General features: G+C 43.2%; 12 protein-coding genes. 5 read left to right on the top strand and 7 right to left on the bottom strand.

What is annotated here, in order from left to right; genetic code table 11:
- The first annotated feature begins 15 nt into the window (after positions 1 to 15).
- Complete coding sequence (locus tag RSJ42_RS09240; RefSeq protein ID WP_410507015.1) at positions 16 to 300, top strand: MoaD/ThiS family protein; 285 nt, start codon at positions 16 to 18, stop codon at positions 298 to 300.
- 170 nt (positions 301 to 470) lie between these two features.
- Here RSJ42_RS09240 and RSJ42_RS09235 read toward each other — a convergent pair whose 3' ends face one another.
- Complete coding sequence (locus RSJ42_RS09235; protein WP_410507014.1) at positions 471 to 4940, bottom strand: NosD domain-containing protein; 4470 nt, start codon at positions 4938 to 4940, stop codon at positions 471 to 473.
- Positions 4941 to 5227: 287 nt separating this feature from the next.
- Between RSJ42_RS09235 and RSJ42_RS09230 the strand changes: the two genes are divergently transcribed.
- Positions 5228 to 5821, top strand: coding sequence for a cysteine hydrolase family protein (locus RSJ42_RS09230; RefSeq protein WP_410507013.1), 594 nt, complete (start codon positions 5228 to 5230; stop codon positions 5819 to 5821).
- 365 nt (positions 5822 to 6186) lie between these two features.
- On the opposite strand, the gene RSJ42_RS09225 is transcribed toward RSJ42_RS09230, so the two are convergent.
- From RSJ42_RS09225 to corA, 3 genes are all read right to left on the bottom strand, one after another.
- A complete protein-coding gene (locus tag RSJ42_RS09225; protein ID WP_410507012.1) occupies positions 6187 to 7125 on the bottom strand; it encodes a mechanosensitive ion channel family protein in 939 nt (312 codons plus the stop codon).
- Complete coding sequence (locus RSJ42_RS09220) at positions 7113 to 7856, bottom strand: DUF432 domain-containing protein (protein WP_410507011.1); 744 nt, start codon at positions 7854 to 7856, stop codon at positions 7113 to 7115. Before RSJ42_RS09220 ends, RSJ42_RS09225 begins: the two co-directional genes overlap by 13 nt.
- Positions 7857 to 8235: 379 nt before the next feature.
- Positions 8236 to 9306 carry a magnesium/cobalt transporter CorA gene (gene corA, locus RSJ42_RS09215; protein ID WP_410507010.1) on the bottom strand — a complete coding sequence of 357 codons (1071 nt, stop codon included), beginning with the start codon at positions 9304 to 9306 and terminating at the stop codon, positions 8236 to 8238.
- Between the two features lie 291 nt (positions 9307 to 9597).
- On the opposite strand from corA, the gene RSJ42_RS09210 reads away from it, so the two are divergent.
- From RSJ42_RS09210 to RSJ42_RS09200, 3 genes are all read left to right on the top strand, one after another.
- On the top strand, positions 9598 to 10518 hold the full coding sequence (locus tag RSJ42_RS09210; protein WP_410507009.1) for a mechanosensitive ion channel family protein: 921 nt from the start codon (positions 9598 to 9600) through the stop codon (positions 10516 to 10518).
- Between the two features lie 681 nt (positions 10519 to 11199).
- A complete protein-coding gene (locus tag RSJ42_RS09205; protein ID WP_410510269.1) occupies positions 11200 to 16251 on the top strand; it encodes a fasciclin domain-containing protein in 5052 nt (1683 codons plus the stop codon).
- A gap of 354 nt (positions 16252 to 16605) precedes the next feature.
- Positions 16606 to 17760, top strand: coding sequence for a mechanosensitive ion channel family protein (locus tag RSJ42_RS09200; RefSeq protein ID WP_410510268.1), 1155 nt, complete (start codon positions 16606 to 16608; stop codon positions 17758 to 17760).
- 206 nt (positions 17761 to 17966) lie between these two features.
- On the opposite strand, the gene RSJ42_RS09195 is transcribed toward RSJ42_RS09200, so the two are convergent.
- The 3 genes from RSJ42_RS09195 to iorA form a co-directional block, all read right to left on the bottom strand.
- Complete coding sequence (locus tag RSJ42_RS09195) at positions 17967 to 19274, bottom strand: phenylacetate--CoA ligase family protein (RefSeq protein WP_410510267.1); 1308 nt, start codon at positions 19272 to 19274, stop codon at positions 17967 to 17969.
- The gene (locus tag RSJ42_RS09190; protein ID WP_410510348.1) at positions 19267 to 19899 is read right to left on the bottom strand and encodes an indolepyruvate oxidoreductase subunit beta; all 633 of its coding nucleotides are present in this window, start codon (positions 19897 to 19899) and stop codon (positions 19267 to 19269) included. Before RSJ42_RS09190 ends, RSJ42_RS09195 begins: the two co-directional genes overlap by 8 nt.
- A gap of 86 nt (positions 19900 to 19985) precedes the next feature.
- Positions 19986 to 21857: an indolepyruvate ferredoxin oxidoreductase subunit alpha gene (iorA, locus tag RSJ42_RS09185; RefSeq protein WP_410510266.1), complete on the bottom strand. Its 1872-nt coding sequence runs from the start codon at positions 21855 to 21857 to the stop codon at positions 19986 to 19988.
- Positions 21858 to 22154 lie beyond the last annotated feature (297 nt).

The following is a 22154-nucleotide window of genomic DNA, read 5'->3' as shown; positions in this document are numbered from 1 at the left end:
GAGAAGACCTGAAAAATGAAAATAAATGTTAAATTTCTTGCTTCTATCCGTGAAATAGCCGGGGCTCATGAAATCCGGTTCGAACTGAACTCAGGGGATACCGTAAAAGATCTCCTTGAATTCCTTGAATCCCGTTTTGGCATGGAGTTTAAAGAAGCAGCAGGCAAACCTTTTGAAGACGAGAATCCAAAGATAAGGTTTCTTGTTAACGGCAGGGATATTGATTTTCTCCAGGGTCCCGGAACCGAACTGAAAGAAGGGGATCTTGTTGTCATTATCCCTCCGGTTGGAGGCGGGTAAAAAATACTAAAATTAAGAAAAATCAGGCTTATTCATTATATTCATTAATATCTGGATTTTTCAAAAACATCAAATAACTACTACGTCAACCCTTATTAAGCGGAAATAAAAAAGTTAAAGGGGATTAAATATTTCCCCTTATTAAACCTGAAGTTTGTATTTTTTTGTCCTCAATATTTCTTTTTTAACAGGCAGAATGAGAAGAAAACGCCTGCTACTGTGGGCATAGATTCAAAGCCCGGACTTTTCTTTGCTTCCTTGGGGTCAGTGTCAGGAACTTCGTCTCCGGTTATCTTCTGTGTATCTGTTTCAAACCCGGTTGCTTCTGGCTTTATCATAACTGCATCTTTCTTTTTCCCCGCAATCGAATAGTATGAAAATCCTGTGGTCTCGGCTCTGAAATAGAGGAATTCGCCATCTTTCCCGGTTTTTTCTGTAATAAGCTGGACCCATTTGTTGTCGTGGCAACGGTTCAGGGCGAGGCTTTCTTCATCAATATTGTTTTCTTCTATCCAGGCGTGGGGGACCTTAAAGTCGATTACTGCTCTCTCAAACACGCCTGATTCACCAAAGGCATGGCTTCCCATAGTGATATTCATATACTGGTAGACCTCACCTTCAGGGCCTTCTGGAACCGTTTCGGGCAGGTTTTTAAGGACTTCTACTTTTCCGGTTACGGTCCCTGCACTGGTCCCTGAAATGAAGCTGATACCTGTAACACTGCATCCCGTGAAAGCAAACTCTGCCTGCTGGCCTGATATGACCTGCTGCCTGGAAATGCTTGTTGTAATGACGTCAGCAGAGGATACTATCGAAAATCCTCCGGATGCGGCTGACCGGCTCCCACTGCTTCGCCTTTTCTTTGTCTGATCGTTCTCATCAGTATTGTTTTCCCCTGGATTTTCGGTTTGCCTGCAGACTGGCAGATAATCCTTACTTCCGGTCATGGAATTAATGATGTAAGGAGTATCACCTATCCCGTTGTGGTCAGAGTCAGAGCCCGTATAATCGCTCCAGTAGTTCCCAGAGGTTGTATTCCAGATATTATTGCCCGTATCCCTGACATTTTTTGTATTATTGAACGAATTGCCGTAGAAGGTGTTATTTTTAGCTGCAATAAGCCAGACTCCGAATTCGGAGTTATTTGAAATCGTATTCGCAAACAGTGAATTGTTGGAAATTAAAATTTCCCCTATCCAGCCTTCGAGAGTAATGCCGCGGGTGTTTTCCGAAACACTATTTTGTGAAAGAGTGTTGCGATGGCTTATGGTCAGGAGAATACCGCTCTCATAGTTCGAATTCGCATTGTTTGCTGTCAGGGTATTATAATCCGAATCAAACAGGTCCAGGCCGAAGCAACTTCCATAAACGGAATTTTCCACAAAACTGTTATTATCCGAGCATTCCACCCTAATTCCGGTGTATCCGCCTGAAACATTATTGCGGTTAATGGTGTTATTCCTGGCTTCGTAAAGATATATGCCGTATTCTGGATTTCCGGTCAGGTTGTTGTTTTCAAGGAAATTTCCTGAAGAATTTTCCAGGTAAATTCCAAGGGAATTTCCTGAAAGTTTGTTTCCCTGTACAGTATTGTTGCTGGAATCTTCAAGGTACGCCCCGTAATAGTTGCCGGATAACGTATTGTTTTTGAGTACTGCTCCTTCCGTTCCGTAAAGGTATATCCCGAACTTTTCATCATGGAATACAAGGTCCCGGATTGTTACGTTCTCGCAGTTGAGCAAACAGACCGAACCTACATCTGATCCTGCATCCAGGACATAGCCTGAAACTCCGAAAAGGATATACAGGGGCTTTCCGTCAAGAAGGTTGCCGGACTCCACATAAGGCGCGCTTTGCGAAGTACAGTTTCCTTGAATTCCAAAGTTGTAAGTATTATTTTCCAGTATATTTCCGGAGAGAGAGTTCCATTCCGAATCTACAATTTGAAGCCCGCAGGAATTTGAATTTGCATTATTGCCCATGAAGTCCAGGCCGGAAGAACCACTGATGTAGAATGCATATCTGTTATCTGACGAGCTAATGTTCTCAATACAGGAATCCTTTGAGTTATAGAAGTAAAGCCCGTAGAGATTTCCTGATAGGTTCAGGTCCCGGACTGTGACGTTCTGGCAGTTGATACAGTATACTGTCCCGGCATTCGAACCTGAATCAAGGACAAGGTTGCTTTCGTTTTCAAAGAAGTAGATCGGTTTTCCTTCCACAGTATTGCTTTCGTCAATGTCGTTTGCAGTCGAAGCTCTTGGAAATGCAAAATTGTAAGAGTTGTTTTCCATTCTGTTATTTTTCAGGGTATTTCCTTCTGTCGAGGATAGATAGATCCCATAATTATTGGATTCTGCAATGTTTCCTCCCAGGGTGCAGTTTTTTGAAAGAATTACATAAATCCCGCAGTAGTTCCCTGAGAGCAAGTTCTGGCTTATGTTGCAGTCTTTAACATCATAGAGCCAGACCCCGGCTGTGGAGTAGGCGGAAGGAGAAACAGGTCTGGACCCTCCGCTTATATTAAAACCGGAAATATTTACTGCGTCTGCCGTTATGCAAAACACGGAATCCTTCTGGTTTGCAGCTCTTACTTCCGTATACTCTGGCCCGGACTCGGAGAGTATTGTGACAGCCCTGTCCACATCCACATTTTCGGTATATGTGCCGTTCTTGACAATGATTGTGGAGCCCGGAGAAGAAGCATCAACAGCAGCCTGGATAGAAGTAAAATCCGCAGGTTCGTCGTCGTCCACGTAGAACAGGGAAGAGTCAGTTACACGAATCCACCCGGTTTTTTCAAGAGTATTGTTTCCGTGTTCATTTTCCACGCGGAGTGTGACATTATACTTCCCTGCTTCCGAATAGGTATGGGCAGGAAAACGGTCGGTTGAGGTGTTTCCGTCTCCTAAATCCCAGTACCAGGACGCCGGGGAAAAACGGCTTGCATCTATAAAACCTACAGTAAGGGGAGCAGGTCCCGAGGTAACATTAGCCGTGAAGGCAGCTTCTGCCGCTTCACTCCTGCTTGTGAATGCTTTAATGCAGACGTTTGTGTTTTCCAGAGCCAGGGCAGTATCCACCCAGTTCTCCCCATCAGGACTGCAAAAGCTCTCTCCCGGATTTGCCCTGGCTTTGCTGCTGTACCCTTCCAGCGGGAGCTCGACCACCACAGGAAAGGAATAACCAGGGGTAGTAAATTTTATGACTACTGAAAAGTTTTGCCCCGGCTCAATCCGGACTCCTGAGCCCAGGGATACCGTATGGTAACCAGCAAAAACGGTCGTCCCGCTAGCAGAAGTTTCTGCCCCTGCAGGATTTACGGGCCCTGAAACCGGATCCGTATAGACATGGATTTCGTACTCTGTACCGGTTGCAGGGGTATAAAAACTTACAGCTTCAAGGGTTTCGGCTTTTTCTGCTGTGAAAACGTTAGCTGCCCAGGCCGTGCTGCTTCCCGAGAACCCTATATTTTCAACCCAGCCAAGAGGGTCATACTGGTACACATGGGAATAACAACCCGGGTCCTGGGCTGTATGAACGTTATTTTCACTCCCTATTGCGGTGTCGTAATACGAAATATAGAAGAAACCTTCATCTCCCCATGAGGATCCCCAGGAATTCTTTACGATAAATGCTCCGTCCCCGGGAGCTGCAGGGGTGAATTTATTCCGATCAATAGAGTCATCCCAGCCTGCAATGCCTATCATGTGATTTGCATAATTCGAGCCTGCGTAATAATAAGTGCAGTTAGCTTCATCATAAGCGTCGGAAGAGTAGTAAATCGCGGAGTTAACCACTCCATAATTCATCAGGGCCCATTTGATCGGGTCGTTATCTTCGGGCCCGTTTCTTGCAGGGATGGTGAGCACTTCCTGTATATGTTTTAAGGAAGGAAGGTCTGCCTGAGAAAATCCGGAGTGGGAGTCATAAGGATCATCATTTTCATTTACCGGGCCGCTCCAGCGCGTGAAATAAGCTGTGGTCATAAAGGCATTTCCGCCATCGTCATGGGTGCGGTCAAAACCTTCAGGGTACTCCTCAGAAAGCAGGTTTTTTATGTTATTTTCCGAAAAGTCCATGTTTTTTCCCTCTACTCCGAGAATATAAGATTCCAGGGATGCACAGGTCCCGAATGCCCAGCAACTTCCCGCATCCATCTGGTCCCTTACAGGGCTCACGCGCCCGAGAGCCCGGAGGTCGTAATAAACAGGATAGCTGCCCCTGTTTTCCGGGTTTTCGGACGTTTTCAGGTGTGAGAGGTCTACAGGGGCTGGAATAAAGCCTGTAGCTAAATTTTCTATCTCTACTTCGGAAGTTTCTCCTGGGATCAGGAGCATCTTTTTTTCGTTGAGCTCTTCGCCTTCCAGGTACTCCTCAAACTCGGGATTTAAAGGGGCAAGGGAAAAAAGGTTTGAAGAACAATTTTCAGATGAGATTGATTTATTGTTTCCATAATAATAGGACTTCTCATTCTCAACCGCTATTAAGGGGTTATTTTCGGGCATTGATGAGAGATTATTTTCTAATGTTATTGATCTATTTTCTATGAAAGTAAGGTTTTCGGAAATTGCAGCTGCCTGCCCAAACAATAGGCATATTGCAGCAAGGGATAGAATATACAATTTTTTGCTTAACATTTTATCTGTGCTCGTTTTGGTTTTTGTCCTGATGTTTTTCAAATTCGGAAGCAGTTCAGTTTCATAATGAAATAAGGATAGGATCAGTAAAAGGCTTCAAGATAACAGGGTAATTTTTATCATAAGTAATGGTTTTTACAGTTAAATATTTTTAATACAATTATATTAAATGTTCTGGTGTTTTATTCCTTACCGGAAGAAATTGCTTTAAATAAGGGCTTCAGGTAAACTTATCGCGGATCGCGCAAAATAGGAGATAAAAGGAGAAGCCGATTAAAGGATGAAAATTGGGTGAGAGATTGAAAGCTCTAATAATCATGGATATGACAAACGACTTCGTATTCGAGAAATATGAGCATGAAGGAAAAGAATACGAAGGCAGGCTTGTAGCCCCGCTTGCAAAAACGATTATTGAACCCATTGCAGCCCTGGTAAGAAAGGTAGTTAACAGCGGTACAGTTTCTCTTTTCAGGCTTACAAAAGACCACTATGATGCTTTTACAAACCCTGAACTTGAACTGAAAGTAGCAGAACTCGGAATTGATGAAGTGTTCATGACAGGGCTGGTTGATGAAGTCTGTATCTACACTAATGCCCTCGGATTTCTTGAGAGGGGCTTTAAGACAAATGTTATAAAAGGCTGTACTGCCCCCTTTGACCCAAAAAAAGGAAAAGAAGCTTTGAAAGAACTCAATGTCTGCGGGGCAAGAATGGTTGATGATATTCCTTTTGATATAGGTGTAATCCTGCTTCTCGAAGACGAACACGACGAAAACTCAGAAGAAATAAAATCAGGCAGCTGGCCGCCCCATAGTATGAAAGGAACTCCCGGAGTTCTCACAGTTAAACCTATCAGGGATGCACTTGAAAGCAGAAAATGAGGATTGGGAGGAAAGTAAGGGAAAGGAAGAGAATAAGGACGCAGGAGAAGAAAAGAGAAAGGAGTAAGGAAGAAAGGAGTAAGGAATAGTAGGGGTAAGGGGTAAGGAAGAAAAAGTAAGGGATAGAAGAGAAAAAGAAGAGAATAAGGAATAAAAGGGAAAAATAGAAGAGAATAAGGAATAACAAGGGAAAATAAAAGAGAATAGGAAGCAAGAAGAGAAAAAAGAAGAGAAAAAGGAAGGAAATAAAGCTAATAGAAATCAGAAAATCCTGACTTAAAAACTCTGTTCCTTTTTTCTTTCAGCTTCCTGCTTCACTTCCTTTAAGCCAGCTTTCCTCTAAATCAGTTTTCCTCTCAGTCAGCTCAATTCAATACTCTTTCTTCAAAGTTCAATACGGGCTCGGTTTCTTCAAGTTTCCCTTTAAGTTCATTTTTATCAGTCTCCTCGGCCACCTGAGGTTTTTTCTCCTCTTCGGATTTTACATGAAGTACACGCTGTGGATATGGAATTTCTATCCCGTTTTCTTCAAGTGTTTTTTTAATATTCCACAGGAGCCTTGTTTTCAATCCGAACCATTCACTAACAGGCGCCCAGATCCTGACTGAAATATTTACCCAGCTGTCCGCAAGGTCGCTTACAAAAACCGATGGGGCAGGGCTCAGGAGAGCGAACGGTTCCTTATCTATGAGGTCCTTGATAAGCCATATTGCAGCACCAGCATCGTCGCTATAGCGGATTCTTACTGTATACTCAAACCGTCTGACCGGATGTCCCACAATATTTGTGATATTTGTTGTAAATACCTGCTGATTAGGGATTCTAACAAGAAGCCCGTCATAGGTTCGCATGAGAGTTGAGATTATACGGATATCCGTAACGTAACCGGCTATCCCGTTGACCTCTACCTGGTCCCCTATTTTTATTGGCCTCTCAAACATAAGGAAGCAGCCGGAAACCAGGTTCCCGACAATATTCTGGCTTGCAAAACCAAGGACTATACCTGCAACTCCACCTGCGAGCATAAATCCTGACGGATCAAGCCCTATCAGGGGAAGTATCGAAATGAAAACAACAATAAGGGTGCTATAATAGAGGAGCTTGAGAATCGGCTCTCCCACGTCCTTGCTTACCCGGTCTTTAAGAGCTCTCCGCAGATAAATTGTGAGAACTCTTGAAAAGATGACCGTAATCGAAAGAATGGCTACGAACTTTATCAGGTGCAAAGGGGTAATCGAACCCTTTGAAGTAGTATACAGAATGTTGTCAAGAAAATTAATGTCCGGAAGGATCAAAAGCCCCACCCCATGTAAAATTTAAGAGGCACAAACCCGAGTTTCCGGAGGCCATAAACGCCGAAAGCTTCTTTCCTGATTTTCTGGTCTTTTACAAGATAGCCCTTTACCTCTCCGTTAATCGGCTGCATATCAAAACCAGTTTCAGCTGTGTTCCTGCTCAGTATATCCATACGGGCTTTCATAAAGACATCTCCATCATAGTAGAGTTTCATCCCGTATGCACTGAAAACGGCTTTTGAGATTGAAGCCCAATCTGAAGAAGTGTTCCGAAGAGTAAGCTCCAGAACTCCTTCCTGCAAAGGATCAAGGACAGGAGAAACCGGATATAATTTGCTTCTCCAGTGTTTGCAGACAACTCCGTTTGAAACTTCTCCGTAAAGAGTAAATTTCTGCCTCACAAGGGTGAGCACATCTATGAGTTGAGGATTTTTGTTGCCGGCTTCCGAGATAAAGATCCCAATTTCGATGGGAAAAGTCAGAAATACCTGTTTTTTCTCCCCTCCTGCAAGGATCAGTGTTTTTTCGAATTCTATCAGCAGATTTGGAGTGATTTCTTTTGGAGTATTTAGAGGCTCGACAGGATTTATGATGATGCGTTTCCTGTCTCCAAGAATGATTTTTTCCACCTCATCTTTTCCGGAAGTCCTCCTGTATGTCCATCCATCTCCTGTCCTTTCTACGGAGATGTAAACTCCTTCCTGTTCTACAGAAAAGGGGGGGTCGTAGTAACCGTACATAATATTCCAACTATTCAATAACTAACATATTTCAATAATTTCTAATATTATTACGTTTCAACCATTATAAAAAAATTACTTTGAATAGATTTTCATATTGCGAAGTATGCCTTGATTAAAAATCCGATTGCCCGTTTAATCACTTAAGAATACAGAATTCTCCTCATTTCTTCTCCTGCACCAAAAATTCCTGAAAAACCTGCCAGCCAGATAAAATGGCACCGTAAAACCCAGAGCCAGAATAAAGAATAAACACATAGAAAATATACAGTTAAAATTGAATGGAAGCCCCAAGAAATTAGAATTGAGGGGAAGCTCCCAAGAAAATCTTCGATTTTCTGTGGCTTCTGAGCGAAACCAGGGAAGCAAAACCTGAAGGTTAGACCCATCTTCTCTTTTTGAAATAGAGAAACATGCTTATTCCCAGCAGCACCATTCCCAGCATTACTGCAGGATAACCCCAGCGCCATTCGAGTTCGGGCATGTATTCGAAATTCATGCCGTACACTCCTACGATAAAGGTGAGGGGAATAAAAATCGTAGCTATAATTGTCAGAACCTTCATAACGTCATTCATTCTGTTGCTCAGGCTTGAGAGATAGACATCTACCATTGAAGAGAGGATGTCCCTGAAGGCTTCTATGGAGTCAATGACCTGAATTGTATGGTCGTAGACATCTCTCAGGTAGATCTGCGTTGTCTCTTTTATAAGCCCGGACTCGGTTCTCTGAAGATTATTTATCAACTCCCTGAGAGGCCAGACTGACCTTCTAAGGGTAATCATATCCCTCTTATGTTTCTGGATCGCTTTCAGGGTGTCAGGCATAGGGTCAACTATAAGCTCTTCTTCGAGATTTTCGATCTCTTCTCCAAACCTTTCGAGAATCAAAAAATAGTTGTCAACTACAGCATCTATAAGGCTGTATGCAAGAAGGTCCACTCCGTTCTTCCGCAGGCGCGAAGCAGGGTTTTTTAACCTTTCCCGGATAGGGTTAAAGACGTCCCCCGCCCTTTCCTGAAATGAGAGTATGTAATTGGAGCCAAAGATAATGCTTACCTGATCTATGATAATTTCTTCTATTTCTTCGTCGAGAAACATCATTTTCAGGACAGTATAAATATAAGAGCCATAATCCTCCATTTTCGGGCGCTGCCCGGTATTCAGAACGTCTTCGAGGGTAAGAGGATGAACCCCGAAATAACTTCCGAGTTTTTCTATAACTTCTATCTTATCGAGTCCATCTACGTTTATCCACAGATTCATGTCGGGATGGTCTTTCAAGGCCTGGCATTCTTCCACAGTTTGAAGCTCTTTTTCGATAAGTTTCTCATTGTTATAGATCCATGCCCTGATAACAATTTTTTCTGCTTTTTTTTCCCCAACATGGACAAGAGTTCCCGGGGCAAGACCGACCTTTGACTGCTTTCTTCTGAAAGTTCTCGATTTCACGGCTCTGCCTCACTTAATAATAAAATTAAACAATTTATTTAATTGGAGCTTCATTGATTTAAGCCTGTGCATGTTTTTTGTTTGAATCCAGTTATTAAGGTTTTAAACAGCAAGGATAGTTTGCAACGCAACTAGAAAATCGATTCAAAAGTGAGTTTTTAAGCCTGCGTAGATAAATATATGTAACATCCATTAAATAGAATATTACGTTAAATATAATAATCAATCTTCCAAAAAATAGGGGAATTTGGGAAGATCATCAGTTTTAAAATGGATATAGGGGTGTTTAATATGGTTGAAACGGAAGTAACGAATAGTCTATACAATATGCTTGATCAGTTCATAGCATTTATTCCGACATTAGTAGCCATAATTATTCTTATTATCATAGGGACAATACTGGGAAAAGCTCTTGGAAGGATCGGGGCAACGATACTGGATAAAATCGGACTTGATGACCTGATCGACAGAACGGTAATAGGTGGAATGCTAAGAAGAGGACAGATGAGTACGGTAGGCTTTTTTGATGCAGTTATACGCTGGTTTATCTATATCATCTTTGCTGTAATCATCCTTGATCTCCTTGACATCGGAGTGGTGAATGACCTCGTCAATCTTATAATATTCTATATCCCGCTCGTAATCTCGGCTCTTGTCGTCCTGCTCATAGGTCTGCTGATTGTGGACTTCATCAGCGATCTGCTCGAGAGGGTCTTAATTTCAACAGGATTGGATGAGAGATTTGAGCAGACGGCTTTTGGAGCTTCTCTCAGGTCCGGCGGACTGACAGTTTCACGCATCATAGCAGGTATTGTCAGGATATTCGGGTACTTGATAGTCCTCACGGCTGTGTTTGACATCCTGCAACTAACTATGATTACAGATCTGCTGATAGATATTACTCAGTACCTGCCGCGTGTACTGATAGCTATCCTGATCCTGTTGATAGGGATTCTCTCCATTGATATAGTGATGGACTACCTGAGCGGAACTATCAGAGGAATGAAAATAGAAGGGGCAGATATAATCCTTCCACTGCTAAGGGGCTTCCTGCTTCTTATTGTGGTTCTGGTTGCTCTTGATACGATGTTAATTGATACTACCATCGTATACATACTATTCAGGCCGCTGGCATGGGGAATAGCTATCGTGGTAGCGTTTAAGTATGGAGTCAAAGACGCAATCGTCGCTTACGCCAGGGAAAGGAAGTAATTTCTTCCTTTCACCTTTTTAATTAAAATTTCTTTTCTGGTTCTATCAGTTTAATTCGTATTATCTTGCTTGACGTTGCAGTGTCAAGAATTTTTACTTTAATGTAATGTTTTACTTTAATGTAATATTTTACTTTGATGTAATGTACATCTGTATGCATTACTTTTTAAAGAAAATATGTATAAAATATGTATTGGATCTGTGTTAAGTATGCATATCTTAAACTCTAGCAGACTATTTTTTAGAGACAAATGAAAGATAATAATTATTACATTCTTTTTTCCAATTTTTCTTCTAGATGTGTTTTATTATATAGATGAAAGCCCTGCATAGCTTCTGAAAAGAACATTTAAGAAAGCATATTGCTTTTTGAGCAATTTTGAAAGCGAAAACCCTGCTTTATCCCATAATTTCATGTAAAAAAACTGAATAACCAGAGACCAGATTAGACTACTTTTATAATTATATGATTTTAAATAAATTATATAAAAACATCATTATTCATCATAAATTAATATTAATACGAAGATACTAATACTCTTTGTATGATATATAAGATTGGGAATCATACATACTCACACGAAAAAAAATTTCAGCTAGACTGAAACAGGACTCAGATCCAGGGGATAGAGTTCCGGTCTGCTGAAGGGAGAAATAGGGGGAATTCGGATTAGATCGGGTTTGACCAGTTTAGCCTATGCTTTAATCATATTGTTATTATTAAGTGTAGCCGCCTGTACCGGTTCGGCACAGGAAGAAGAAACAACGACGATATTGGATGTGATAGAGGATAACGAAAGTTTCACAATTATCGCACTTGCTCTCAATGACAGCAGTCTTAATACAGTTCTTACAGGGAACGAAACGCATACTGTGTTTCTCCCGACAGATCAGGCTTTCGAGGATATGTCGGAAGATGCTTTTGAGGAATTGACTGCAGACCCTGAAGCACTTGAGCAGGTACTTCTCTACCATGTTGTAAATGGAACTCTGACAGCAGAAAATCTTACTAATGTAAGCAATGTCACAACTCTTCAGGGAAGCCAGCTGCCTGTCAATGTAAGCGACGAAGGGATATTTGTAGGGGATGCAGAGGTTATCCAGGCAGACATTACAGCAGATAATGGGGTAGTACATGTTATCGATAAATTATTAATTCCGCCTGAAGGTCCTGCCACGGAAAACGATATTATCGAAGCTGCAACTCAGGAGGGTAACTTCACTACTTTTCTGCTGGCTATCGGGGCTGCAAATCTAACTGAAGACCTGAAGGGGGAAGGCCCATATACGATTTTTGCACCTACGGACGAAGCCTTTAATGCCCTGCCCAACGGCACCATTGAAGCTCTCCTTAACGATACAGGCACATTGACAGAAACTCTTCACTACCATATGACAGATGGCAGACTGATGGCAGAAGACCTTGCCAGTGTGACAAATATTACTACTCATACGGGAGAAGAGCTCCCTGTCAACGTAACTGAAGAAGGGGTATTCGTAGGGAATGCAAGGATCGTGGTGCAGGATATCAATGCTAGCAATGGAGTAATCCATGCAATAGATGCAGTACTTATTCCGGAAGAAGCAGTAAGCGGTCCAATAGAACTGTATGACGATACAGTGAACCTTACTGCAGGGGATTTCACATTTACGCCGGAGAATGACACACAAACTTACACAATAGACAACTTAACCGATTTCGGAGCTCTCAATGCGGCAGGGCTTGATTTCAACGTGTCCGTAATGCAGAATATGACCGGAAATGTAACCGATAATATGACCGGAAATGCGACGGATAACATGAGCGATGTGTCGTTCGTACTTGAAGGCATGGAGAACATAAATAACAGCAACACAACCGGTGAAATGTGGTTTATCTACATCAACGGAGAACCTGCTGAAGAAAACCTGGGAATGAACCCTGTAAGTGACGGAGATAACCTCAGCTTCTGGTACACAACTGAAGAAGGTGGAGAAGCAGCAATAGGTAATGCAACGTATGTAGCTAATATTACGGTTTCTGTGGAAGACGGAATGGAACCTCAGCCCGGGCAAAACCTGACCGTTTTATATAATGATACGGTAAACCTGACTGCAGGAAACTTTACCTTCACGCCGGAAAACAGTACGCAGAATTATACCGTAGATAATTTCACGGATATTGGTGCTCTCAATGCATCCGGTCTTCAGTATAACGTGTCCGTGGAGGGTGTGGAGCTGACTGGTATTACCAACATGTCCATACTTGAGGAAATTGAGGGTATCAGGAACAATAACGAAACCGGAGAACGGTGGTTTATTTATGTAAACGGAACAGAGGCTGAAGAAGACTTCGGAATGAACCCTGTAACTAATGGTACTAACCTCAGTTTCTGGTACGCAACTGAAGAAAACGGGGAAGCTGCAATAGAAAATGCAACTTATGTAGCAAATATTACAGTTGCTATAGAAGAAGGAATGGAGCCTGAACCTGAGCCCGGATCAGGACAAAACCTGACAGAACTGTATAATGATACGGTGAACCTTACTGCAGGAAACTTTACCTTCACACCTGAAAACAACACTCAGTCCTATGAGATAAATAACCTCACAGATTTCGGAGCTCTAAATGCAACCGGGCTTCAGTACAATGTATCTGTATTGAGAGCGCTAACTGACGAAAATATGACTGAGGATATGACCAATAACACAACTGAAGCAGCATTTGTGCTTGATGGTATTGGAGGAATCGAAAACAATAATGAAACGGGAGAAATGTGGCTTGTCTACATCAACGGTGAACCGGCTGGACAGATTTTCGGAGAAAATAACATAAGCGATGGAGACAACCTCAGCTTCTGGTACACAACTCGAAATGGTAGGGAAGCAGCAGTAGAAAATGCAACATATGTAGCTAATATTACGGTTGCTGTAGAAGAGGGAATGGCGCCAGAACCAGGAATGGAGCCAGGAACCGGACAAAACGTGACAGAACTGTATAATGATACGGTGAATCTAAGCGCAGGAAACGTCATGTTCCGGCCGACCGCCGTCCAGAATTATGCAATAGATAATCTAACAGACTTTGGAGCTCTATATGCAACAGGACTCAACTTTACCGCGTCCCTGGCGCAGAATATGACCGGAAATGCGACGGATAACATGACCAATGTGTCATTTGTTCTCCAGAGCATAGAGAACATAAATAACAGCAACACAACCGGTGAAATGTGGTTTATCTACATCAACGGAGAACCTGCTGAAGAAAACCTGGGAATGAACCCTGTAAGTGACGGAGATAACCTCAGCTTCTGGTACACAACTGAAGAAGGTGGAGAAGCAGCAATAGGTAATGCAACGTATGTAGCTAATATTACGGTTGCTGTAGAAGAAGAAATTGTAGAAGACGGAATGGAGCCTGAGCCCGGGCAAAACCTGACCGTTTTATTTAATGATACGGTAAACCTGACTGCGGGAAACTTTACCTTCACGCCGGAAAACAGCACGCAGAATTATACCGTGGATAATTTCACGGATATTGGTGCTCTCAATGCATCCGGTCTTCAATATAATGTGTCCGTAGAGGGTGTGGACCTGACCGGTATTACCAATATGTCCATACTTGAGGAAATTGAGGGCATCAGGAACAATAACGAAACCGGAGAACGGTGGTTTATTTATGTAAACGGAACTGAGGCTGAAGAAGACTTCGGAATGAACCCTGTAACTAATGGTACTAACCTCAGTTTCTGGTACGCAACTGAAGAAAACGGGGAAGCTGCAATAAGGAATGCAACTTATGTAGCAAATATTACAGTTGCTATAGAAGAAGGTGAGGAACCATCTGAAGAAAGTGATATTATTGACACTGCTACAGAGAATGGAAACTTTACAATTCTTCTGGCAGCAGTTGAGGCTGCAAACCTCACAGATACTCTTAGGGGTGAAGGTCCTTTTACAGTCTTTGCTCCGACAGACGAAGCTTTTAATGCGTTGTCTAACGGTACAATTGAGGCTCTTCTTAACGATACAGATGCATTAACTGGTATTCTCCTCTACCATGTTACAGATGAGAGGCTGACTTCGGAAGATGTTGTAAATCTGACCAATATTACGACTCTCCAGGGCGGTGAATTGCCTGTCAATGTGACTGATGAAGGGGTATTCGTAGGGAATGCAAGGATCGTGGTGCAGGATATCAATGCGAGCAACGGGGTAATCCACGTAATAGATGCTGTTCTTATTCCGGAAGAAGGAATGGAGCCTGAACCTGAGCCCGGAGCTGAGCCCGGACCAGGACAAAACCTGACAGAACTGTATAATGATACGGTGAACCTTACTCAGGGTAACTTTACACTCAGGCCGGAAAACTCAACCCAGGATTATACAATAGACAATTTCACCGATCTTGGCGCTCTCAATGCTTCTGGACTTGATTTTAACGTATCCTTAATGCAAAATATGACTGGAAATGCAACCATGGGTATACCTTTTGCACTCCAGAGCATAGATGGCATAAGTAACAATGAAGAAACCGGAGAAATGTGGTTCGTCTACATCAACGGTGAACCTGCTGAAGAAATCTTTGGAATGAATAATGTCAGTACAGGAGACAACCTCAGCTTCTGGTACACATCTGAAGAAGGTGGGGAAGCAGCAGTAGAAAATGCAACTTACGTGGTTAATATCACGATTGAAGAACTGAGAGCGAGAGCAAATATTGTTACGGCGGCACAGAACCAGACAAACTTAAACACATTTGTAAATGCGGTACAGACTGCAAACCTGACACAGGCCCTGAACGAAACAGGACCTTACACTGTCTGTATTCCAAGTAACGAAGCTTTCAATAAGCTGCCAGCAGATACCCTAAACCAGCTCATGAATAACACTGCTCTGCTCAGGCAGGTTCTCTCTTATCATGTGGTAAGCGGGAGTTACACTTACGAGCAGCTTATCAGAACGAATAACGTCACTAATATTCAGGGCAATGTGCTTCAGGTCAATACCATAGGAAACAACATTACAATACAGAATGTAAACGTTACACAGATAATCGTTGTGAATAACGGGGTTATCTGTATAATTGATGAAGTTCTCATCCCTCCGGGAAGTGAAATCCCTTCCGGTAATCAGATCGATGGTAATCAGACCGATGGTAATCAGACCAATGGTAATCAGACCAATGGTAATCAGACCAACGGCAACCAGACTGCTGGCAACCTTACAGGAGACTGGTATTTCTTCTCAATTCCTTTCGAAGCCAATAACACAAGCGTTGATTATCTGCTTGCGGATGTGAATTACACCTCGCTGATGTACTACAACGCTTCAACAAAGCTCTTCGAAAATGTTACAGACATCGAACCTCTGAAAGCATACTGGATTAATGTTCCCAATGGGACCGAGTTCAATGCTTCTGAACAGTTCTCTTCAGTTGAGAAGAAACTGGTTACTGCTCCACCGAGCCTTCAGGTATATCCTGGCTGGAATGCTCTTGGTTCACCCGTAAATGGGACTGTTTCTGCAGAGGCTGCATTCATAACTCTTAACAATTCGTCCAGTAATAATTCCTTTGCAAAAATTGTGGGTCCATGGGTGCCTGGCAATAATACTACAGGTTATTACCGGTATGTCGGATATAACGGACTCAATGGAACAATAGGAGAGAATCAGCTGGCAGCGGATGAATTCGAAGTCGAGCCCTATGAAGGCTACTGGGTCTTTATCAGACAGGAATATCTGTACGGATGAGGAGGCTACCTGAAAACAGTGTAAGATACGGATAAGATAGAAGAAATGAACAAGATAGAAAAAGAAAATTTCTTGAAACAGGAAAAAGGGTTTTCCTTTCTGGAAACTCTTTTTTCAATTTCCTTTTTTCAATTTCCTTTTTTAATTCGTTTTTTATTATCATCATTTATTGCAGAAATGACTTCTCTTTTAAGCCCGGAATGAAAAAACAATACTGAAGAATGACTTCTACACGATCCTGATTTTTTGCGGTATCATTGTCTTCATTTTATGTTACAGACCTGTCCAGACCTTTACTGTGTACATATTTTTAAATCAATATTTATATAAGGCATCCTGTCAAAGGTTGAGGGCATGGAAACCCTGGAAACCCTAGATACTTTGAATGAAACCCTGGAGACTTTGAACACTACCCTGGATTCTGTGGAAGCTCCCACTTCTTTTGTAGAAAACATGTCTTATTTGGACAGAATAATGGAGCATGCATTCGTCTGGTTCTCTGATAACCTCGGTACGCTGTTATTCATTATTTTGATAGGCATGGGAACCATCCTCGTCGCAAGGACTGTAAATAACATAATGACAAATTACCATAAAAGAGCAAGCACTCGGCTACATATTGATGTCACAACTTTCCGAATGTTCAGGCACATAATGGTTGCAGCAGTTTATTTTATAGGGCTGGTTGTTACAATATTCAGTATTCCAAGCCTGCGTGACCTCTCAGTTGCGATGTTATCCGGGGCTGGACTCGCAGGTATAGTAATCGGTTTCGCAGCACAGAATACTCTGAGCAATATTATTGCAGGCATTGCCCTTGCCATATTTCAACCTTTCAGGGTTGGAGACCGGCTAACTATCATGAATGAATATGGGAAGGTTACAGATCTTAACCTCAGGCATACTGTTATTATAACTGCGGACAACAGGCGTCTTATTATCCCCAACTCAGTTATCAGCAGCGAGGCAATAGTTAACTGGACTATCGAAGACTCTGCAGTCATCTGGGCAATAGACGTTGGAATAGGCTATGATTCTGACATCAGCCTGGCAAAGAAAATTATGATTGAAGAAGCCAGAAAGCATCCCAAGGTTATGTCTCCTCACACTCTGGAATACAGTGTTGTAAAACCCGGAATACTGAAATCCGATATCCTTGCAAACGGGTTCATAAACCCGTCAGTACTTCATGCTGTAGACCCCGATTTCAGGGAAAGAGGGCAGATTAAAGTATACGTGACAGAACTTGGAGAATTTGCCATAAACCTCCGCGTGCATATGTGGTTTAAGGACAGGAGTGATGCATATGGTGCGGGATGTGAAATCAGAGAAGCAATCAAAATGCGTTTTGATCAGGAAGGCATAGAAATTCCGTATCCTTACAGGACTATCGTTTACAAAAAAGATCTTGAAAAACCTTCTAGAAATCCTGCTCAACCGGAAGAAATTAAAGTAGAATATGCTCCAGGAACCAAATTGACCAGTACTGGCAATGAAAAAGGCATTTAATTCTTTAATGAACAGGCAAACAGGATAGCTAAAGGTAAATAGGATAGCTAATACGCAGGCTAATCCGCCAGGGTAAAACAGGGTTATGAGAGAAAAACAGGGCCGGAAACAAATAGATGGTAAATATCGATAAAAATATCGATAAAATATCGATAAAATATCGATAACTTGGACTAAAATGAAGAAAACCGAAAGATGAAAGGAATTTAAAGTTCCCTTTCATCAATTACTCTTTTTGTCTTTTTCATGCTTCTTGGAAGTTCTCCAAGCTTTACGCCAGCTATATCCACGCTTACCCCTATAAAATCCTTAAACGCTTTTCCCAGGGCTTTTTCAATTTTTGCTTTCTTTTCAGGATTCTCTGCGTCTTCAATTTCGACCCTGAAGGTCATGCTGTCCCTGCCATCTTTTCGCGTAAGAAGGATCTGGTACTCGCTGCTAACTCCGTGAACTTTCTGAATAATATCTTCAATCTGACCAGGATAGATATTTACAGCTTTGTATTTAATGCGGTCATCAGACCTGCCCAGGATCCTGTCTATTCTCGGGAAGGGGCAGCCGCACTTGCAGAGCCCCGGGATTATGCGAGTCAGGTCCCTTGTCCTGTAGCGGATGAGAGGGGCCCCTTCTTTTGTAAGGGTAGTGATAACAAGTTCTCCAAGTGTGCCTTCAGGCAGCTGCTCGCCGGTTATAGGGTCAATGATCTCAAAAAGCAGGTGATCGGACCAGTAATGCATCCCTTCGTGGAAAGAGCAGTCAAGGGCAATTCCGGGGCCATAGATCTCGGTCAGCCCATAGATATCAAAGGTCTCAATCCCGAGTTCTTTTTCAATCCTGCTGCGCATTTTTTCGCTCCAGCGCTCCGAGCCGATAACTCCTACCCTGAGGTGGATCCGGTCTTTCAGGCCACGTTTTTCAATTTCTTCGGCAAGCAAAAGCGCATATGAGGAGGTGCTTGCAAGGGCTGTGGACTTAAGGTCAACGAGCATTTCAAGCTGTTTTTCAGTATTTCCCGGACCTGTTGGTATCGCCATTGCGCCAAGGCGTTCTGCTCCAAGCTGGAACCCGATTCCTGCTGTCCAGAGCCCGTATCCCGGAGTTATCTGGATCCTGTCCTGGTTAGTAAGCCCTGCAAGCATGTAGCAGCGCATCATAAGCTCTGCCCAGACATCGACATCTTTCCGGGTATAAGGAATAATTACAGGCTTGCCTGTTGTTCCTGAAGAGGAGTGAATCCTGACGACTACGGAATCAGGCACTGCCTGCAGGCCGAGGGGGTATGCATCCCTTAATTCTTCTTTGTGCGTGAAAGGCAGGAGTTTCAGGTCTCCAAGGGACTTTATTTTCTCGATACCAACATCTGCTTCCCTGAACTTCTTCTGGTAGAACGGACTGCCTTCAACAACACGTTTAAGCAGGTCCTTCAGTTTTGCAAGGGTATCTTCTTCCGAGAGTTTAGGATGGTAGAGCTGGAAATCAGGATCAAGCTCCGAATCCAAGGATGCTTCATACATTTAACTTCACCTTCTTTTCCCTGTCCAGGGACGCAGAGATTAACTTCATTTTTTCCATAGCGCTTTCGAACGCAGCCCTGTTTACAGCCCTGTGCTTCTCAGGAATTTCGGTTTCAAGTACTGAGAGAATAATTTCTGTTGAGAAAGGCAATATTTCCATACCGGCAGCCGCTCCCAGCATTGCAACATTGGCAGCCCTGTATGTCCCTGCCTCTTCAGCAAGCTGCGTAAAATCCAGGCAGAACATATCCGGGAAATGTGCTTCCAGAAAAGACAGCAAAGCTTCAGGATCATATTCCGGGCTTCCGGGCGGCTTTGATGCAGGGGGTATGGTATGAGAATTCACTATGATTTTCCCGTCTTTTTTCAGGAATGGAAGATTTCTTACGGTTTCTGCGGGTTCAAGCCCTATAAGCAGGTCTGCCTTTCCTGCCGGAATAAGGGAACCGGAAATTTCGTTTCCTATCCTTACGTGGCTGCTTACAGAGCCTTCCCTCTGCGACATGCCTATGGTTTCGGCAGTGCTCACCCTGGATCCTGCTCTCATTGCAGCGAGCGCAAGCATTCTGGAAGCAAGCACAACGCCCTGCCCTCCAACGCCTGCGATCAGGATATCGTAATTCATTTTCTGGGGTTTCTTTTCTTCAAATTTTATTCCTTCTGATTTTGTTCCTTCAGATTTAGCTCTTTCAGATTTTGTTTCTTCACTCTTCATTTCTTCACCCCGCTTTCCTTTATAGCCCCTGAAGGACAGACCTGTGCACAGAGCCCGCAGCCGCTGCAGCTGTCCTGAATGACAGGTTTTTCTTCTCCTGAAGGCAGGAAAATAGCAGGACAGCCGAGCTGTTTTACACAGAACCCGCAGCCTGTGCAGCTTTCGGTATCAATTGTAAGCCGTGTGCCGGATTTTGTAATTCCAACACATTTCCCTTTAAACACAACTGCGGAAGGACCTTTAAACTCCATGGCTTCTTTTGCAGCCTCAATACAGCCTTCAAGACTATTTCCCAGGCTGTCTATATCTACGGATCTTACAAATTCGACTCCGCAGCTTTTAATCACACAGGCAATGTCAATTGCCTTTGAGGTGCTCCCGAGAACAGTCATTCCTATTCCCGGATGAGGCTGGTGTCCTGTCATGGCAGTTGTGCGGTTGTCAAGGACTGCGAGGGTAACATCAGCTCCATTATAAACAGCATTTATCACAGCAGGGATGCCTGAATGGAAAAAGGTCGAATCCCCTATGAAAGCCACCTGCTTAGCTTGCGGATTTGCGCGGGAAAGCCCTCCTGCAATACTAATTCCCGCTCCCATGCAGAGGCAGGTATCAACCATGTTAAGAGGGTATGCGTTTCCAAGGGTATAACAGCCGATGTCCCCTGAAAAAATCGTCTCTAACTGAGAATTCTTTTTTAACTGTTTTGCAGCCTGCTTGAATGCGTAAAAAACAGTCCTGTGCATGCAGCCGGCACAGAGAGTCGGAGCCCGTACTGGCAGGGGCGGAAGATCCCCTCTTGAAATCGCAGGGACAGAATGAGAGAGACTGGCAGTTTCTCCGAGTTCAGCAAGCACTTTGTTTATGCAATCAATAACAATGTCAACGTTATATTCGCCGCTCACAGGGAAGAAGCCGTTCTTTTTTCCGTAAACATCAATGGGCAGGTGAGCCTTTCCGATAAGCTGGAGTGTTTGCTCTTCAAGGTAGGGGTCAAGTTCTTCGACCACGATCAGCTTTTCAATTCCTTTTAAGAAAGAAAGGGCTGTTTTTTCAGGATAAGGATACACAGTTCCGACACGGAAAAGGGAGAAAAGTTCTTCAAAGCCCTTTACAGCCTCCTTTACGTAGAGGGCTGAAACCCCTGAAGCTATAATTCCTATTTTTCCGCTCCCTGAAACGGAATTGTACGGAAGGTCTGAAAAGCGGTCGGATAACTGTATCTGCATGTTTTCAAGCAAGGGGTGCCTTTCTGCGGTAAGCCTTGGAAATATAGTCCATCGCCTATCTTTAGTAAAACCTTCACTGGAGGCTTCAACCGGGGCAGGCTCCGGGTTTAAAAGCTCTACATCCGCGCAGCTGTGGGAAACCCGCGTGGTAGTCCTGAGGATCACAGGAGTTTCGAATTCATGTGAAACTTCAAAAGCCAGCTTTGTAAGCTCATAAGCTTCCTGCGGGTTTGCAGGGTCAAGGACAGGGATATTTGCGAAATGCCCGAAAGACCTTGTGTCCTGTTCGGTCTGGGAAGAATGGGGTCCCGGGTCATCTGCGACAAGCAGGACAAGAGCACCTTTTACGCCTATGTAGGTCAGGCTCATCAGGGGGTCGGATGCAACGTTTAAGCCTACCTGTTTCATGGTAACAAGTGCCTTTGCCCCTGAGTAAGCAGCCCCTACAGCTGTTTCGAGTGCAACCTTTTCGTTGCTCGACCACTCGGTATAGATCCCGCAATTTTCGGCGTACCGGGCAATTGTTTCCAGAGCTTCGGTCGAGGGGGTACCGGGGTATCCGGTAACAACCTGAACGCCTGCTTCTATGGCTCCAAGTGCAATGGCTTCATTACCCATTAACAGTTTTTTTTCAGTCAAATAAGCTCATCTCGGATCGTGGGTAATATTTAATGAAATGTATAATTTTGACAGACCTCAAATGAAATAAAATGAGGTCGAAAACGGACTGAATTCCCAAATAATCTGATAAAACTGTTTTTGAGAATTCGAAAAATTATTTAAAGAATTTTACCGCTGCTCTTGCTGCGGATATGATGTTCATCTATGTACAATGCTGTGGGAAGAAGTACGTAAAATTCGAATATAAAGTTTTTGTTTTACGAGAGTGTTGGGTGGGTGTTGGTTTTACTTTAGCAGCTTACACAAGTCATTGTT

The organism is Methanosarcina hadiensis (assembly GCF_046529725.1).
Taxonomy (GTDB): Archaea; Halobacteriota; Methanosarcinia; order Methanosarcinales; family Methanosarcinaceae; genus Methanosarcina; species Methanosarcina hadiensis.
The sequence above is the reverse complement of the archived record's forward strand: the minus strand, read 5'-3'. Positions and strand labels throughout refer to the sequence as shown.

Coding starts and splice junctions, on each gene's coding strand:
- RSJ42_RS09200 (WP_410510268.1), top strand. CDS start 16,606: ATGGAAACCCTGGAAACCCTAGATACTTTGAATGAAACCCTGGAGACT.
- RSJ42_RS09190 (WP_410510348.1), bottom strand. CDS start 19,899: ATGAATTACGATATCCTGATCGCAGGCGTTGGAGGGCAGGGCGTTGTG.
- RSJ42_RS09210 (WP_410507009.1), top strand. CDS start 9,598: ATGGTTGAAACGGAAGTAACGAATAGTCTATACAATATGCTTGATCAG.
- RSJ42_RS09195 (WP_410510267.1), bottom strand. CDS start 19,274: ATGTATGAAGCATCCTTGGATTCGGAGCTTGATCCTGATTTCCAGCTC.
- RSJ42_RS09240 (WP_410507015.1), top strand. CDS start 16: ATGAAAATAAATGTTAAATTTCTTGCTTCTATCCGTGAAATAGCCGGG.
- RSJ42_RS09235 (WP_410507014.1), bottom strand. CDS start 4,940: ATGTTAAGCAAAAAATTGTATATTCTATCCCTTGCTGCAATATGCCTA.
- RSJ42_RS09220 (WP_410507011.1), bottom strand. CDS start 7,856: ATGTACGGTTACTACGACCCCCCCTTTTCTGTAGAACAGGAAGGAGTT.